Origin of the sequence: Micromonospora sp. NBC_01405 (genome assembly GCF_045040155.1) — a bacterium.
Taxonomy (GTDB): Bacteria; Actinomycetota; Actinomycetes; order Mycobacteriales; family Micromonosporaceae; genus Micromonospora.
On record NZ_CP109532.1, the window covers coordinates 3,747,233 to 3,763,705 of the forward strand.

Genomic DNA, 16,473 nt, shown 5'->3' on the forward strand with positions numbered 1-16,473 from the left:
CGGCGCGGCCGGCGTCAGGTGGACTGGAGGCGGGGCTCCACCCACCCGGTCTCGGTCAGGTGGTGCATCACCGCGTGCACCGCCTCGTCGATCGACAGGTCGGTGGTGTCGACCACCACGTCGGCGTCCGCCGGCACCTCGTACGGGTCGTCGATGCCGGTCATCCCCGTGAGCAGGCCGGCTCGGGCCCGGGCGTACAGCCCCTTGCGGTCGCGCTGTTCGCAGACCTCGATCGGGGTCGCCACGTGCACCAGCACGAAGCCCGCCCCGGCCGCGTGGGCCATCTCCCGGGCGGTCGCCCGCGCCGCCGCGTACGGGGCGATCGGGCAGCAGACGCCGACGCCACGGTGCCGGGCGATCTCGGCGGCCACCCAGCCGATCCGCCGGATGTTGAGATCCCGGTCCGCCTTGCTGAAGGTCAGCCCGGCGGAGAGTTCCCGACGCACCACGTCGCCGTCGAGCAGGGTCACCGTCCGGTCCCCGCCCTCGCGCAGCACGTCCGTCAGGCCCCGGGCGATGGTCGACTTGCCGGAGCCGGAGAAGCCGGTCAGGAACACCACGAGCCCCCGGTGCCGCCGGGCCGGGCGGGCCCGGGCGAGTTCCTTGGCCACCGCCGGGGGGGTGTGCCACTCCGGCAGCGGGAAACCCCGGTCGAGCAGGTCATCGAGCTCCGCCTGGCTGAGCGCCAGCCGCCGGTTGCGCGGCGGGATGTCCTCCCGCCAGCGCCACTGCCCGTCCCGGTTGTCGTAGGCCAGATCGCGGGGGACCAGCACCCGCAGGCCGGCGCCGGAGAGCATCTCGCCGGTGGAGAGCAGGTGGGTCACCCCGTACGCGGCGGCCACCCGGGCCTGGAGCAGCGCGTCGCTGATCTCGTCGCGGCGGCGGGACAGCGGCACCGCGACCAGGGTCGCCGGGGGCATCCGGTCCCGGGCGGCGAAGACCGCCCGGACCAGCGCCTCGGAGGGCAGCCCGTTGGTCGTTCCCTCGCCCACCGGAATCATCACCAGCAGGTGCGCCCCCAGAGTGCGGACCGCGTGGGCGATCTGGGCGAGCTGCGGGCGGTGCAGGGGCCGGTCGGCGAGGACGCCGAGCACCCGGCCCGGGGGCAGCAGCGCCCGGATCTCCTCCGGGCTGCGACGCAGCCGCTGGAACGGGCCGTGGCCGCCGTCGCCGAGCCGCCGGACCGGGCCGCCGATTCCGGCGACGCCGTCCCGGGCCGGCCAGACGTCGGTGACCTCCAGCGCGGCGATCGGGGCGCCCTCGCCGTCGGTCAGCACCAGCGCCCGGCGCTGCGGGTCGGCCGGGTCCAGGCCGTCGGCGAGCGCCGCGGGCACCTGGAGGGTCACCGGCACCTGCCAGGGCGTGCCGTCGGCGAGCCGACCCCGCCGGCCGACGCCGACCAGGTCAGCCCTGGTCATGAAGCCGGCGAGCGGCGCGTACGCCCCGGTCAGCAGCAACTGCAGATCGGCCAGTTCCCCGGGCCGCGGCGTGTACGCCGGAGCGTCCCGCAGCACCTCTTCGGGCAGCACCCACCCGTTACTCATCGCACCCCCCACTACTGGCCGGCCCACAGTTTCTCAGTCGACCGGCGATCGGTCGAGAGCGCCATTCCCCCTACCGGGGGTGGAGTTGCCGGTACCGGTCGGCCGGCGGCCCCCGGCGAAGCGCCGAGGTGTCGTCGGCCACGGGCGGCGAGGCGGGCGGGGCGGCGTTCTCCGCTGCCGTTCACCTGCGGTCCAAAGCTCATCCACAGCTTGTTCATACGCCGTTTCCATGACCGTTCGCTTTCCTTGGCCTCCAGCCGTTCCGTCACCCGAGGAACCCGACCGGAGGAAGCGTGTCCATGCGTCTACGGTTCAACCGCCGAGCCCGTCCCCCAGACCCGGCTGCTGACCACCGAGGCGACCCGGCACCGGATCCCGGCCCCTCGACCGCCGGCCCGGACCACGCGGGTCACGCCCTGCGGGCGCCGAGCAAACTGCACGCGTTCAACCGGTACGAGATCAAGTACCTGGTCGCGACCACGAGGGTGCCGGCGCTCCGGCGTGAGCTGGCCGGCCGGCTCGCCCCGGACAGCCACGGCGACGACGGCGGGTACGGCGTGTGGAGCGTCTACTACGACACCACCGACCTGCGGTTCTACTGGGAGAAGATCGAGGGGCTGCGGTTCCGCCGCAAGCTGCGGGTACGCCACTACGGCGACCGCTCCACCGTCGACGACGACACCACCGTGTACGTCGAGATCAAGCAGCGGGTCAACCGGGTCACCCAGAAGCGCCGGATCTCCCTGCCGTACCGGCTGGCCCGGCGGCTCTGCGACGAGCGGGTGACGGTCGAGCACGACCCCGCCCAGCGGGCGTTCGTCGAGGAGGTGCTCGAACTCGTCGCCGGCCTCGATCTGCGCCCGGTGGCGATGACCGGCTACCAGCGCGAGGCGTTCGTCGGCCAGGACGCCGACCTCGGGCTGCGGGTCACCCTCGACCACCGGATCCGGGGCCGGGACCGCGACTTCCACCTCGGGGCCGACGCCGAGAACCGGCTCATCGTCCCGGCCGGGCTGTCGATCGTCGAGATCAAGGCCAACGAGCGGGTCCCGTACTGGCTCACCGACCTCGCCGCCCGCGCCGAGCTTCAGGTGGTGCGGGTCTCCAAGTACTGCCAGAGCGTCGAGGCGTTCGGTCGGGCGCCGCGTTCGGTCTTCCACGTCCAGGACGACGACCCCGCCGCCGGCCTGGCGGCGGTCACCCCCCAGAGAAGTGAGGCCTGAGCACCGATGGACATCACCTTCCAGGACCTGTCCGGCACGTTCAGCGTCGGCGACATCGCCATCGTGTTGTCGCTGTCCTTCCTGTTGAGCGCCATGATCGGCTGGGTCTACCGGGCCACCCACCGCAACGTGTCGTACAGCCAGTCGTACGTGCAGACGTTGATCATCCTCGGCATGCTGATCTCGCTGATCATGCTGGTGGTGGGCTCCAACATCGCGCGGGCGTTCGCCCTGGTCGGGGCGCTGTCGGTGGTGCGGTTCCGCAACGCGATCAAGGAGACCCGGGACGTCGGGTTCATCTTCCTGGTGATGGGCGTCGGGATGGCCTGCGGCACCCGGTTCTACACCCTGGCCGTCGTCGCCGCAGTCGCGATCAGCCTGATCATCGTGGTGATGCACCGGTTCAACTGGTTCGCCCTGAACGTGCAGCGCCAGGTGGTCAAGGTCCAGGTCCCGGCCGGCGGTGACCACACCGCCGACATCCAGGACGTGCTGGTCCGCTACACCACCGAGTTCGAGCTGGTCAGCCTGGAGACGATCCGGGCCGGCGCGCTCACCGAGCTGATGTACACGGTCCGGCTCAAGAAGGGCAGCGAGCCGGGCGAACTGATCTCGGCGCTCGGCGAGCGGACCTCCGGCCAGCGGGTGACGGTGCTGACCGGCTACGACCAGACGGACCTGTGATGTCCGAGCCGCTGCGCACCCGGTCCCTGCTGCCCCGCACCCTGCGGCGACGCCTACCGGTGCGGGTGCGGCAGAACTGGAAGCTGCTGACCACCTGCGTGGCGTTCGTCGCCGTCCTGACCCTGGTGCTGGGCACGGCGCGGATCCGCCCGTACGTCACCAGCGCCAGCGACACCGGGGCGGACGCGGTGACCGTGGACATCGCCGGCACGGCGGACCTCTTCGACGCGACCACCGCCCACTCGATCCGGCTCACCTTCCGGGACGCCGACTACGAGCGGATGCTCGACACCTACTGGAAGGAGGGGGAGAAGGACTACGTCGAGGCGGACCTGACCATCGACGGCACCACGATCCCCAGCGTCGGCATCCGGCTCAAGGGAAACTCGACGCTGGGCGGGCTGACCTGGAAGGGCGAGAGCAAGCCGCGACAGGGCGGCGGCGGTTTCCCCGGCGGGGGTGCCGCCCCCGGCGGCGGCGGGCTCCCCGCCCCGGGCGCCGGCCAGCAGCCGGGCCAGGGCCAGCAGCCGGGGCAGCAGCCCGGCCAGGGTCAGGGCCAGCAGCCGGGTCGGGGTGGGTTTCCCGGCGGGGGGATGGCCCGGACCTCCCTGAAGGCCGAGGAGCCGGAGACGTTGCCCTGGCTGATCAGCTTCGACGAGTTCGTCGACGGCCGCCGGTACCAGGGGCACCAAGAGGTGGCCGTCCGGGTTTCCGGCATGGGCGGCGGCTCCACCGTGCTGAACGAGGCGCTGTCGCTGTCCGTGCTCGCCGGCGTCGGCGAGGCGGCCCAGCGGTACGCGTACTCCTCGTTCACGGTGAACGGCCGGCCGACCACGGCCCGGCTGCTGGTCGAGCACCCCGACGAGCACTTCGCCGACCAGATGGACGGCACCGGGGTGCTCTACAAGTCCCTGGCCAGCAGCAGCTTCACCGACCAGGGTGACGACCAGACCGACTACCAGGACGACTTCAAACAGATCACCATGCAGGGCAGCCAGGACCTGCAACCCGTGATCAACCTGATCAGGTGGGTGAACTCGGCGAGCGACGAGGAGTTCGACGCGCAGCTCGCCGACCGGGTCGACGTGGAGTCGTTCGCCCGCTACGTCGCACTCCAGAACCTGCTGCTCAACTTCGACGACATGTCCGGACCGGGAAAGAACTACTACCTCTGGTACGACCTGGAGACGAAGAAGTTCAGCGTGATCAGCTGGGACCACAACCTCACCTTCAGTGGCAACGCCGCCCAGGGGCCGCACGACAGCGGCGGCCTCGGCATGCCGGGCGGCATGCGGCCCACCGAGGGTGAGCAGCCTCCTGAGGGCGCGCAGCCTCCTGAGGGGGCCGGGCCGCCCGGTGGGGCGGGGCTCCCCGGTGGCGCCCAGCCGCCGGGCGGCGCGGACGCCGGGCGGGAGGGCGGAACCGCCGAGCGCGGCCGGCCGGGCGGCATGATGTCGGGCCACAAGCTCAAGGAACGCTTCCTGGCCAGTGACGCCTTCAAGGGCGTCTACGAGGACGCGTACCGCGCGCTCTACCAGCAGGTGTACGCCGACGGGCGGGCGACCGGGTCGCTCGACGCGATCACCACGGTCCTCAAGACGGTGGACGGGGCCGACGCGACGGCCGTGGACGCCGACGCGGACCGGCTGCGCACCCTCGTGAAGCAGCGGACGGAGAGCCTCCGCAACAACGAGGTGATCACCCGCGGCTGAACCCGGCGGGGCGGGGTCCGGCGGGCAGCACGCCGGCCCCGCCCCTCGTCGCACCCGCGCCGTCCGGGCCCCGCCCGCAGGTAGGCGTTCCCCGAGGCGGTCGGAATGGTAGGACTGGTCGGAATGGTAGGGCTGGCCGGATGGACCCGGTTGGGCCCGCTACGGCAGGCTGGGGGCCATGGTGGCGGACACAAGCCGGGCGACGCCCCGACGGTCGTACCCGAAGAGCACCCGGCACTGGGCGACGAGCCTGGCGATCGCCGGGACGGCCGCGGCGGCGACCACCACGGTGGCCCAGTCGGTCGGCGACTACCACTGGTGGGCCGGCTTCGTCCTGGTCCCCGGGGCGTTGACCGCCGCGGGCGGCGGGGTGCTGCTGGCCCGCGGCGGCGGGCGGGCGTTCGTCGGGTACGTCGTGGCCTGCGTCGGCCTGCTGATCTTCACGGTCGGGGCGCTGCTGATGACCGGCACGACCGGCCGGGGCTGGCCGGCCCTGGTCACGCTGCCCTGCCTGGCGGTCGCCGGCACCTACCTGTGGCGGTCCGCCGACCCGCTGGCCCGGGGGCTGCACCGGACGGTCGCCCTGCTCGCCCTGGCCGGCGCCCTGGTCGGGGTGACCCTGTTCCTCATCCGCGCCCGGCTGGTGGACCCGGGGCAGACCCACTGGTGGGGCGGGTACGTGCTGCTCGCCGGGGTGGTGGTCTGCGGCAACGCCGTCGAGCTGGCCCGGCACCGGATGCCGTACCGGCTCCAGGCGGTCACCCTGCTGGTCGGGCCCGCCGTGGTCGCCGCCCTGCTCGGCGTCCGCATGCTGCGCGGCTGGTGACGCCCGCCGCGGCTCAGAAGGCGCAGGCGACGACCAGCTCCGGGGTGCGGCCCGGCAGCAGGTCGAGCCTGTCGATCCGGCCGGCGGCCCGCAGGTCGTCGGCGATCAGCGTCAGCCGGTCGAGCAGGGCGGCCGGGCCGAGCGCCTCGGCCAGCGGAACCTCCGCCCGCATCGACAGCTTCCGCTCGGACTTGGCCCGGCGCACCTGGCTCAGGGCGTTCCCGGCCAGCCGCAGCAGCTCCGGGTCGCCGTCGCCCTGGATCGCCCGACCGACCTCGTGCGTCGTCGGCCAGGTGGCGCGGTGCACCGACCCGTACCGCCACCAGGACCAGACCTCCTCGGTGGCGAACGGGAGCACCGGCGCGAACAGCCGCAACTGCACCGACAGGGCGGTCGCCAGCGCCGCGCGGGCCGAGTCGGCCCCCGGCCCGGTGCCGTAGGCGCGCTCCTTCACCAGCTCGATGTAGTCGTCGCAGAACCGCCAGAAGAACGCCTCCGCCGCCTGCAGGGCGGCCGTGTGGTCGTACCCGTCGAAGGCGGCCGTCGCGGCGGCGACCACGCCGGACAGCTCGGCGAGCATGGCGGTGTCCAGCGGCTCGGTGGCCGACAGCTCCAGGTCGCGGCGCGGCGTCAGACGCGCCGAGCTGGAGTTGTCGTACGGGGCGCGCAGCGCGTCGGCCGCGCCCAGCCCGAGGGCGAACCTCGACGCGTTGAGCAGCTTGGTGGCCAGCCGCCGGCCCACCTTGATCTGCGCCGGGTCGAAGGCCAGGTCCATCCCGGGCCGGCCGCTGGCCGCCCAGTACCGGACCGCGTCGGAGCCGTACTGCTCCAGCAGCGCCATCGGGGTGACCACCTGCCCCCTGGACTTGGACATCTTCTTCCGGTCCGGGTCGAGGATCCAGCCGGAGAGCACCGCGTCCCGCCAGGGCAGCACGCCGTGCTCCAGGTGTGAACGGACGATCGTGGCGAACAGCCAGGTGCGGATGATCTCCTGCCCCTGCGGGCGCAGGTCCATCGGGAAGACCTGCCGGAACAGGTCCGGGTCGGTCTCCCAGCCGCCGACGATCTGCGGGGTCAGCGACGAGGTGGCCCAGGTGTCCAGCACGTCCGGGTCGCCGGCGAAACCACCGGGCCGGCCGCGCCGGGACTCGTCGTACCCGGGCGGCGGCTCGCTGGACGGGTCGACCGGGAGCGTCGACTCGTTTGGTGTGAGAGGGTGGGAAAGGTCCGGCTCGCCAGTGTCGTCGAGCCGGTACCACACCGGCACCGGCACGCCGAAGAAGCGCTGCCGGCTGACCAGCCAGTCACCGGTCAGGCCGCCCACCCAGTGGTCGTAGCGGTGCTTCATGTGCTCCGGCACCCAGCGCAGCTGCCCGCCCCGGGCCAGCAGCTCCGCGCGCAGGCCGGCGTCCCGCCCGCCGTTGCGCAGGTACCACTGCCGGGTGGAGACGATCTCCAGCGGCCGGTCGCCGCGCTCGTAGAACTTCACCGGATGCGTGATCGGGCGCGGCTCGCCGACCAGGTCGCCCGCGTCGGCCAGCAGCCCCACCAGCGTCCGCCGGGCGCCGTTCACGGTCTGCCCGGCCAGCGCCGCGTACAGCTGCGCCGGCACGCCGGCCGGCGGCTCCGGCAGCAGCCGCCCGTCCCGGCCGATCACCACCCGGGTGTCCAGGTCCAGGTCCCGCCACCAGGTCACGTCGGCCAGGTCGCCGAACGTGCAGACCATCGCGATGCCGGTGCCCTTCACCGGGTCCGCCAGCGGGTGCGCGCGCACCGGCACCTCGACCCCGAAGACGGGGGTACGCACCGACGAGCCCACCAGGTCCCGGTACCGCTCGTCGTCGGGGTGGCAGACCAGCGCCACGCAGGCCGGCAGCAGCTCCGGCCGGGTGGTGTCGATCAGCACCTCCCGCCCGCCCGGCCCGGTAAACCGCAGCCGGTGGTATGCCCCCGGCCGCTCCCGGTCCTCCAGCTCCGCCTGCGCCACGGCGGTGGCGAACCCGACGTCCCACAACGTCGGCGCCTCAGCCTGGTACGCCTCGCCCCGGGCCAGGTTGCGCAGGAACGCCCGCTGCGACGTCGCCCGGGCCGCCCGCCCGATCGTGGTGTACGTCAGCGACCAGTCCACCGACAGCCCGAGCCGCCGCCACAGCGCCTCGAAGATCTTCTCGTCGTCGGCGGTCAGCGTCCCGCACAGCTCGACGAAGTTGCGCCGGGAGATCGGCGTCGGGTCCTTGCGGGCCGCGTCGTCGACCGGGGCGGCCGGCGGCTGCCAGTCCGGGTCGTACGGCAGCGTCGGGTCGCAGCGCACCCCGTACACGTTCTGCACCCGGCGCTCGGTGGGCAGGCCGTTGTCGTCCCAGCCCATCGGGTAGAACACCGTCCGGCCGCGCATCCGCTGGAAGCGGGCCACCGTGTCGGTGTGCGTGTACGAGAAGACGTGCCCCATGTGCAGCTCGCCCGATACGGTCGGCGGCGGGGTGTCGATGGAGAACACGTCCGCCCGACGACCACTCCGGTTCGGCGCGCCTGACGCCGCGCCGCGATCCGGAACAGCCGCCTCGGAACGGTCGAACGCGTACGTGCCGTCCTCCTGCCAGCGGCGGGCCCAGGTCTCCTCGAGCCCGTCCAGCGTGGGCCGCTCGGGGACGCCGGCGCGGGCCGTCCTCGCCGTCTCAGTCATCCGTCGATCCTAGGCAGCGGCGGTGCGCCGAACCACGGCTTTGTTCGGCTGCCGTCCCGCTCACCTGCCCTCGACGGGGCGGCGGCCGGGCGGAACGTGTGACAGCATCGCGCCGAGTCGTGCCGTCAGACCAGGGAGTCGCGCCACTGTCGGTGCAGCGCCGCGTACCGGCCGCCGGTGGTGACCAGCCGGCCCGGTGGGCCGTCCTCCACGATCCGGCCGCCGTCGAGGACCAGCACCCGGTCGGCGGTCTCCACGGTGGAGAGCCGGTGTGCGATCACCAGCGCCGTCCGGTCCCGCAGCACGGTGGCGAGTGCCCGCTGCACCAGCCGCTCCGTGGGCACGTCGAGCGACGACGTCGCCTCGTCCAGGACCAGCACCCGGGGGTCGGCGAGGAAAGCCCGGGCGAACGCCACGAGCTGGCGTTGCCCGGCCGAGAGCCGGCCGCCGCGCCGGCGCACCTGCGTGTCGTACCCGTCGGGCAGGGCGGCGATGAAGTCGTGCGCGCCGATCGCCCGCGCCGCGGCCTGCACCGCCGCGTCGTCCGCGCCCGGCCGGCCGAACCGGATGTTCTCCGCCACCGAGCCGCTGAACAGGTGGTTCTCCTGGGTGACCAGCACGACCGCCCGGCGCAGCTCGGCGTCGGCCAGGTCCCGCAGGTCGACCCCGTCCAGGTGGACCGTGCCGGCGTCCGGGTCGTGGAAGCGGGCCAACAGCTTGGCGACCGTCGACTTGCCCGCGCCCGTCGGGCCGACCAGCGCGATGGTCTGTCCGGCCGGCACCGTCAGGTCCAGGCCGGTCAGGATCGGCGCGTCGGCCCGGTACCCGAACGAGACCGACCGGAACTCCACCGCCCCCCGCCCCGGGCCGTCGGGCAGCGGCGTCGGGCGGGTCGGCTCGGCCACCGCCGGCCGCTCGTCGAGCACCCCGGCCAGCTTCTCCAGGGCCGCCGTCGCCGACTGGAGCGAGTTGTAGAACTGGCTGAGCTCCTGCATCGGCTCGAAGAACCGGCGCAGGTACAGCAGGAACGCGGCGAGCACCCCCACCTCCATCCCGCCGCCGAGCACCCGGGTTCCGCCGTAGCCGAGCACCACCGCCACGGTCACGTTGCCGATGACCTTGATCCCCGGCGAGTACGTGGCGATCAGCCGGAACGCGTGCAGGCTGGTCCGCCGGTAGTCGTCGTTGACGGCGGCGAAGATCCGCTGGTTGCGTGGCTCCCGCCGGTACGCCTGCACCGCGCGGATGCCGCGCAGCGACTCCACGAAGTGGACGATCAGCAGCGCCACCGCCTCCCGGGTCCGCCGGTACGCCCCGGCCGACGCGCGGGCGAACCAGCGGGACAGCCAGAACAGGAACGGGAACGCCAGCAGGGTCACCGCGGCCAGCGGCGGGTCCAGCCAGAGCAGGATGCCGGCCACGGAGAGGATGGACAGGGCGGCGAGGACGAGGCTGTCCACGCCGCCGTCGACCAGTTCGGCGATGGAGTCCAGGTCGCTCGTGAGCCGGGAGATCATCCGGCCCGAGGTGTAGCGCTCGTGGAAGCCGACGGACAGCCGCAGGAAGTGGCCGTACACCCGCTGCCGCAGCTCCAGCAGGACGGCCTGGCCGATCCTGGTGGAGAGGGCGAGGAAGCCGCGCCGGGCCGCGTACTCGGTCAGCGCGGCGGCGGCGAAGGCCCCGGCGATCGCGACGAGCGGCCCGCTGTCCCCGGACCGCAGCGGAACGATCGCCCGGTCGATGCCGAGCATCACCAGGTACGGCCCGGACATGGCGGCGGCGTTCTGCGCCAGCAGCAGCCCGACGGCCGCCCCGAGCCGGCGCCGGTGTGGGCGCAGCAGGTCCCGCAGCAGCGCCCGGCTGTGGACGCGCAGCCGGGCGAGCGCTTCGGGCGTGGCCTCCTCCGCCCGGCTGCGGTCGGCCTCCGGGTCGGTGGCCCGCCCTCGCCACCGGTCCAAATCCGGCGCGGCCCGCGCCGGCCGGTCCACCGCGCCCCGTGTCTGCCGGCCCGCCGCGCCCCGGCCGCCCCGGTCGGTTGCGCCCGGCGGGCCGACCGGCCCGTCGGCGGGCTCGTCCTCGGGGTGGCGGACCGTGGGGTCGGCGGCGGTCACGACAGCACCAGCCCCCGCTCGTCCGGTCCGGCGGCCGGCCCGGACGGGCCTGCAGCCGACACCGCCGGGCCGGCGCACGGCGCGGTCGGGACGGTCGCGGCTCCGGAGGGAGTGCTGGGGGCGGCGGAGAGGACCGCCCGGTACGCCGGCACCTCGGCCAGCAGCCGCGAGTGGGTGCCGATCGCCGTGATCCGGCCCCGCTCCAGCAGCGCGACCCGGTCGGCCAGCGCCACGGTCGACGGCCGGTGCACCACGAGCAGCGCGGTGGTGTCCCGCAGCACCCGCCGCAGCGCCGTTTCCACCAGTGCCTCGGTGTGCACGTCGAGGGCGGACAGCGGGTCGTCGAGCACCAGCAGCGGGGGCCGGCCGAGCACCGCCCGGGCCAGCGCCAGCCGCTGCCGCTGCCCGCCGGAGAGGGTGAGCCCCTGCTCACCGACCCGGGTGGCCAACCCCCACGGCAGCTCGTACACGAAGTCGGCCTGGGCCAGCGCGAGCGCCGCCCGGACGTCGTCCTCGTCGGCGTCCGGGCGGCCCAGGGTGAGGTTCTCCCACACCGACATGGAGAACAGGGTCGGCTCCTCGAAGGCCACCCCGACCAGCCGGCGCAGCGAGGCCAGCCGCAGCTCGCGCAGGTCGTGGCCGTCCAGGGTGATCCGCCCGCCGGTCACCTCGTGCAGCCGGGGGACCAGGGAGAGCAGGGTGCTCTTGCCGGTGCCGGTCGCGCCGACCAGGGCCAGGGTCTCGCCCGGCTCGACGGTCAGGTCGATCTCCCGCAGCACCGGCGCGGGGGTTCCCGGGTAGCGGAACGACACCCGGTGGAAGACCAGCCGGCCGTGGACCGCCGGCCGGGCCAGGGTGACCGCGTCCGGCGCGTCCACGATGGACGGTCGAGTGTCCAGCACCTCCTGGATGCGGTCGGCGGCGGTCGCCGCCTCCTGGCCGTTGGCGATGATCCAGCCGAGCGACTGCACCGGCCAGATCAGCATCAGTTGCAGGCTGACGAAGGCGACCAGCTCGCCGATGGTGAGCGCGCCCCGGGCGGCGGCCATCGCCCCGGCGACCAGCACCACGCCGAGGGTCAGGTTCGGCACCAGGTCGAACAGCGCGGAGGTACGGGCCAGCAGCCGCCCCTTGGCGACCCCGGTGTCGTGCAGCGCCCGGGCGCCGGCCGCGAACCGGCTGGCCAGCTCGGGCCCCCGGCCGTACGCCTTCATGGTGCGTAGCCCCTGCGCGGTCTCCTCGACCAGCGTGGCCACGTCGCCCTGCTGGTCCTGCATCCGGCGCGACGCGTCGTGGTAGTGCCGCCCGAACCTGCGACTGATCAGGAACAGCGGTACGGCGCTGGCCGCGACCAGCGCCCCCAGCGCGGGATGCAGCCGGATCAGCAGCACCACCACGGCGGCGTACGTCACCAGGTTGAGCACCAGGAACAGCAGGCCGAAGGAGAGGAACCGGCGGATCACCGACAGGTCGCTGGTGACCCGCGAGAGCAACTGCCCGGTCTGCCACCGGTCGTGGAAGCCGGGCGGCAACCGTTGCAGGTGGGCGTAGACGTCGGCGCGGATCGCCGCCTCCATGCCCACCGACGACGAGGACTGCGTCCACCGGCGGATGAAGATCAGCAGCGCCTCGGCCAGGCCGAGCAGCAGGGCCAGGCCGCCGAGCCGGACCAGGCCGGCCGGGTCGTGCCGGGCGATCGGGCCGTCGACCACCCGCTGCACCACGAGCGGCACGGCGAGGCTCGCGCCGGTGCCGGCCAGCGCCGCCGCCAGCAGCCAGCAGAACTGGACGGCGTACGGGCGCAGGTAGGGGCGGAGCCGCCAGAGGTTGCGCAGCGGGCGAGCGCGGTCGGCCGGTTGGGCCGGGTCGCCGTCGCTCTCGGCAGGCACTTCCCGACGGTAGCGTCAAACGGGACTGCCGCCGCTGTCAACTTTCAGCACGTCCTTCGGCACGTCTGGACCCTGCCCGCCCTCGGCCCCGACCGGTTCGGTCGCGCCCGGCGCGCTCACCGTCCGGCGGGTGCCTCGTGGGCGAGCAGCCACCGCTTCACGTCCAGCCCCCAGCGGTAGCCGCCGAGGCCGCCGTCGGTGCGCAGCACCCGGTGACACGGGACGAACAGGGCGGCGGCGTTGCGCGCGCAGGCAGCCGCCGCGGCACGGACCGCCGCCGGCCGGCCGGCCAGCCCGGCGTACCCGGTGTAGGTGACCGGCCGGCCGGGACCGACCTCGCGCAGCACCCGCCACGCGTGCGCCATGAACACGCCGCCGGTGTGCTGCTCCACCGGCACCGTGTCGATCGCGGTCAGCTCCCCGTCCAGGTACGCGGCGACCGCCGCGGTGACCGGGCCGAGCTCCGTCCGCCGCCGGACCGGCCCGCGCAGGCCGGAGTGCACCAGCGGCAGCAGCGTCTCCGGTTCGGGGGTGAAACCGGCGGCCCGGACCGCGCCGTCGGGGCCGGTCAGGATGCTCAGCGGGCCGGCGGGGGTGTCCGTGACCGTGCCGTCGAGGGTGACGTTCATGCTGCTCTCCAGAGTCTGATCACCGCGTACGAGCGCCAGGGGCGCCAGCGTTCCGCGTACGCGTCGAGGGTCAACGGGGCGTCGGGGAGGCCGAGCGCGGCGGCACCGCGCCGCACGGCCAGGTCGGTGTGGAGCTGAACGTCGGGGTCACCGAGGGCGCGCATGGCCACGTAGCCGGCCGTCCACGCGCCGATCCCGGGGACGGCGAGCAGCCGTCGAACGGTCTCCTCCCGGTCCCCGCCGGGGTCGAGGTCCAACTCCCCGTCGACGACGGCCCGCGCCGCCGCCCGGATCGTCTCCCGCCGCCCCACCGGCATCCGGAACCCGCCGTCGGCGATCCCCAACACCTCCTCCGCCGTAGGAAACCCCCGCCCCACCCCACCGGTCCCCCAACCCGGCTCCCCGCGTTGATCAAGAGGTTTGTGTCCTGGTGGGGCGGGTTCGGCGACGTGGACCTCTTGATCAACCGACATGGGGGCCGGGGTGCGGGGGAGGAGATGACTCAGGGTGGTTCGGGCTGAGGTGACCGAGACCTGTTGGCCGACGATCGCGCGGACGAGCATCTCGAAGCCGTCGACGGCGCGCGGGACGCGGATCCCGGGCTCCGCCGCCACCAGCGGGGCGAGGGCGGGGTCGGCGGCGAGTGTGCCGTCCACGGCGGCCGGGTCGGCGTCGAGGTCGAGCAGCCGGCGGCAGCGGGCCACCGCCGGGGCCAGGTCGCGCATGTCGGCCAGCCGCAGCGTGGCCGCCACGTGCCCGGCCACCGGGGTCAGCGCCACCTCCGCGCCGCCGTGCGGCAGCCGCAACCCCCGGCGGTACGTCCCGTCGCGCACCTCCTCCACCCCGGGCAGGGCCCGCAGCGCGAGGAAGTCCAGCAGCGCCGACGCGTGCAACGGCGGCCGGTACGCCAACCGCAGCGCGATCGTGCCCGGCCCCCCGGCCACCGGTGCCCGTCCCCGGGCGTCGCGCAGCTCCGACGGGGCGGTGGCGTAGACCTCGCGGACCGTGTCGTTGAACTGCCGGACGCTGCCGAACCCGGCCGCGAACGCGACCTCGGCCATCCCGAGCCCGGTCGTCTCGATCAGGATCCGGGCGGTCTGCGCACGCTGCGCCCGGGCGAGCGCCAGGGGCCCGGCGCCCAGCTCGGCGCGCAGCATCCGGTGCAGGTGACGTTCGGTGTAGCCGAGCCGGGCGGCCAGCCCCGGCACGCCGTCCCGGTCGACCACCCCGTCGGCGATCAGCCGCATGGCCCGCCCCACCACGTCCGCCCGGACGTCCCACTGGGGCGAGCCCGGGGCGGCGTCCGGGTGGCAGCGGCGGCAGGCCCGCAGCCCGGCTCCCTGCGCGGCGGCGGCCGACGGGAAGAACCGGACGTTGCGCCGCTTGGGCGTCATCGCCGGGCAGGACGGCCGGCAGTAGATCCCGGTCGACGTCACGCCCGTGTAGAACCAGCCGTCGAATCGCTGGTCACGGCTGTCGACCGCCCGGTAGCACCGCTCGAAGTCCAATTCCACGACACCGATACTGCCCCGCCGCCCGACCCTCCGGCTCGCGGAAATCGGACCTGGCCGTGGGGGTGGGCAGGGGCCCTCGCGGCATCGCTCCACCTCAGCCGGCCCGTCCCGGCCGGGAACGGATATCCGGGCCGAAAGTGTCGGTAGGTGCCGGTACGGTCTCCGCCACCAACTCAAGAAGGGTGCGGCGATGGCGAGCGTGGCCGGGCGAGGTGTCCGCTGATGCGGTCGGGGCGGGCGCGGCTCGACCGCACGGTGGTTCAGGGCTTCTACGACCGGATGCGGGCGGTCGCCCCGGCGGCGTACGGCGCGATGGAGCGGGATCGGGCCGGTGACCCGGGGCGGGCGTTCCGGGACACGGCCTGCGGCCGGCTCGCCGCGTCGCTCGACGCCGCGGGCCTGCGCGCCCTCGGCATGTGGGCGCACCACTGGTGCATGCGCTTCTACGACGACGACACGCGGGTGGGGCTGCGCCTGGTCCGGGAGATCGCCGGCCGCTCCGGGCTGGGCTGGACGGTCGACGAGGTGCGTTGGATGCTCGGCGAGTCCGTGGCGGCCGGCCCGCCCGCCGCGTACCGGTTCACGCTGCCGGCGTCGGCGGCCCGCGAGCTGCCGCCGACGGCCCGTGGTGAGTTCACGACCCACGAGCTGTCCGGGGCCACCGGCCGTGAGCTGCCCAGCGGGGAGCGGCCCGGGGCCGCACGGGGCCCGGCCGGGTCCGGGCGGGGGGCCGTCGGGCCGGGCGCCGGGGAGCGGCGTCTGCTGGCCGGCTGACCCGGCACGGCCCACCGCGAGCGGGCCGGCGAGCGGCGTCGGGTGTCGCGATCCGGGGCGTGGCTGAGGGCTGAGGGCTGAGCGAACCGCGCCGGTGCGAGGTGGGGCACAATGCCGGGGTAGGACCCTGAGGAGAGGACCGCCGTGCCCGCCAGCGAGCCGACCATCGTCGCCACCAGCATGGGCTTCTTCAGCCGCCGTCGCGGCCTCAACGACCTGCGCCCCGGGCTGGTGTTCGAGCTGGCCGCCGAGCTGGCCCAGGCCGGCCCCGAGCCGCGACTGTGCTACCTCGGCCAGGCCGTCGGCGACCGGGACGCCTCGATCGCCGCCGTCTACGCGGCGTTCGCCGGCACCCGGTTCCGGGCGTCGCACCTGGCGCTGTTCCCCATGCCGAACGTGGACGACGTCCGGGCCCACCTGCTCGCCCGGGACGTGATCTGGGTCGGCGGCGGCAGCGTGGCCAACCTGTGCGCGGTGTGGCGGGTGCACGGCCTCGACGAGATCCTGCACGAGTGCTGGCAGGCCGGGGTGGTGCTGGCCGGGGTCTCCGCCGGCTCGATCTGCTGGCACCTCGGCGGCGCCACCGACAGTTTCGGCCCCCGGCTGCGCGGTTTCACCGACGGCCTGGGCTGGCTGCCGTACGGCAACGGGGTGCACTACGACAGCGAGGACCAGCGGCGACCGCTGATGCACGGGCTGGTCGCCGACGGCACGCTCCCGACCAGCCACTGCACCGACGACGGGGTCGGGCTGGTCTACCGGGGCACCCGGCTGGTCGAGGCGGTCGCCGACCGCGAGGGCGTCGCGGCGTACGAGGTCGCCCGGTCCGGGGACGGCGAGGTCCGGGAGACCCGGATCGAGCCGCGTCTGCTGAGCTGACCGCA

At 74.4% G+C, this 16,473-nt stretch carries 11 protein-coding genes and 1 pseudogene; 6 read left to right on the plus strand and 6 right to left on the minus strand.

Annotation, left to right across the window (positions count from 1 at the left end):
• Positions 1-14: 14 nt before the first annotated feature.
• Positions 15-1,544 carry an adenylyl-sulfate kinase gene (cysC, locus tag OG559_RS16195; protein WP_405104711.1) on the minus strand — a complete coding sequence of 510 codons (1,530 nt, stop codon included), beginning with the start codon at positions 1,542-1,544 and terminating at the stop codon, positions 15-17.
• Between the two features lie 299 nt (positions 1,545-1,843).
• Between cysC and OG559_RS16200 the strand changes: the two genes are divergently transcribed.
• The 4 genes from OG559_RS16200 to OG559_RS16215 all read left to right on the plus strand — a co-directional run bounded on the left by OG559_RS16200 (position 1,844) and on the right by OG559_RS16215 (position 5,989).
• On the plus strand, positions 1,844-2,767 hold the full coding sequence (locus OG559_RS16200; RefSeq protein WP_405104713.1) for a polyphosphate polymerase domain-containing protein: 924 nt from the start codon (positions 1,844-1,846) through the stop codon (positions 2,765-2,767).
• A 6-nt stretch (positions 2,768-2,773) separates the two neighbouring features.
• Complete coding sequence (locus tag OG559_RS16205) at positions 2,774-3,451, plus strand: DUF4956 domain-containing protein (RefSeq protein ID WP_405104715.1); 678 nt, start codon at positions 2,774-2,776, stop codon at positions 3,449-3,451.
• The gene (locus OG559_RS16210) at positions 3,451-5,163 is read left to right on the plus strand and encodes a CotH kinase family protein (protein ID WP_405104717.1); all 1,713 of its coding nucleotides are present in this window, start codon (positions 3,451-3,453) and stop codon (positions 5,161-5,163) included. The genes OG559_RS16205 and OG559_RS16210 overlap by 1 nt, the downstream gene beginning before the upstream one ends.
• A 178-nt stretch (positions 5,164-5,341) precedes the next feature.
• Entirely contained in the window at positions 5,342-5,989 is a 648-nt protein-coding gene (locus OG559_RS16215) for a hypothetical protein (RefSeq protein WP_405104719.1), read from the plus strand.
• Positions 5,990-6,002: 13 nt separating this feature from the next.
• Here the strand turns inward: OG559_RS16215 and valS are convergent, their stop codons facing one another.
• From valS to OG559_RS16240, 5 genes are all read right to left on the minus strand, one after another.
• Positions 6,003-8,672 carry a valine--tRNA ligase gene (gene valS, locus OG559_RS16220; protein WP_405104721.1) on the minus strand — a complete coding sequence of 890 codons (2,670 nt, stop codon included), beginning with the start codon at positions 8,670-8,672 and terminating at the stop codon, positions 6,003-6,005.
• 125 nt (positions 8,673-8,797) lie between these two features.
• Complete coding sequence (locus tag OG559_RS16225) at positions 8,798-10,660, minus strand: ABC transporter ATP-binding protein (RefSeq protein WP_405116701.1); 1,863 nt, start codon at positions 10,658-10,660, stop codon at positions 8,798-8,800.
• 119 nt (positions 10,661-10,779) lie between these two features.
• A complete protein-coding gene (locus tag OG559_RS16230) occupies positions 10,780-12,672 on the minus strand; it encodes an ABC transporter ATP-binding protein (protein ID WP_405104723.1) in 1,893 nt (630 codons plus the stop codon).
• 116 nt (positions 12,673-12,788) lie between these two features.
• Entirely contained in the window at positions 12,789-13,301 is a 513-nt protein-coding gene (locus OG559_RS16235) for a methylated-DNA--[protein]-cysteine S-methyltransferase (protein ID WP_396670235.1), read from the minus strand.
• The gene (locus tag OG559_RS16240) at positions 13,298-14,815 is read right to left on the minus strand and encodes a DNA-3-methyladenine glycosylase 2 family protein (protein WP_405104725.1); all 1,518 of its coding nucleotides are present in this window, start codon (positions 14,813-14,815) and stop codon (positions 13,298-13,300) included. Before OG559_RS16240 ends, OG559_RS16235 begins: the two co-directional genes overlap by 4 nt.
• Before the next feature lie 222 nt (positions 14,816-15,037).
• Between OG559_RS16240 and OG559_RS16245 the strand changes: the two are divergent.
• Positions 15,038-15,448 (plus strand): annotated as a pseudogene (locus OG559_RS16245) (hypothetical protein); the annotation flags it as partial.
• Between the two features lie 285 nt (positions 15,449-15,733).
• Positions 15,734-16,468 carry a Type 1 glutamine amidotransferase-like domain-containing protein gene (locus OG559_RS16250; RefSeq protein WP_405104727.1) on the plus strand — a complete coding sequence of 245 codons (735 nt, stop codon included), beginning with the start codon at positions 15,734-15,736 and terminating at the stop codon, positions 16,466-16,468.
• The last annotated feature ends 5 nt before the right edge of the window (positions 16,469-16,473 follow it).

Bases quoted from the DNA above. Each gene is read 5' to 3' on its own strand.
- OG559_RS16205 (WP_405104715.1), top strand. From the start codon at position 2,774: ATGGACATCACCTTCCAGGACCTGTCCGGCACGTTCAGCGTCGGCGAC.
- OG559_RS16200 (WP_405104713.1), top strand. From the start codon at position 1,844: ATGCGTCTACGGTTCAACCGCCGAGCCCGTCCCCCAGACCCGGCTGCT.
- OG559_RS16215 (WP_405104719.1), top strand. From the start codon at position 5,342: ATGGTGGCGGACACAAGCCGGGCGACGCCCCGACGGTCGTACCCGAAG.
- cysC (WP_405104711.1), bottom strand. From the start codon at position 1,544: ATGAGTAACGGGTGGGTGCTGCCCGAAGAGGTGCTGCGGGACGCTCCG.
- OG559_RS16235 (WP_396670235.1), bottom strand. From the start codon at position 13,301: ATGAACGTCACCCTCGACGGCACGGTCACGGACACCCCCGCCGGCCCG.
- valS (WP_405104721.1), bottom strand. From the start codon at position 8,672: ATGACTGAGACGGCGAGGACGGCCCGCGCCGGCGTCCCCGAGCGGCCC.
- OG559_RS16210 (WP_405104717.1), top strand. From the start codon at position 3,451: ATGTCCGAGCCGCTGCGCACCCGGTCCCTGCTGCCCCGCACCCTGCGG.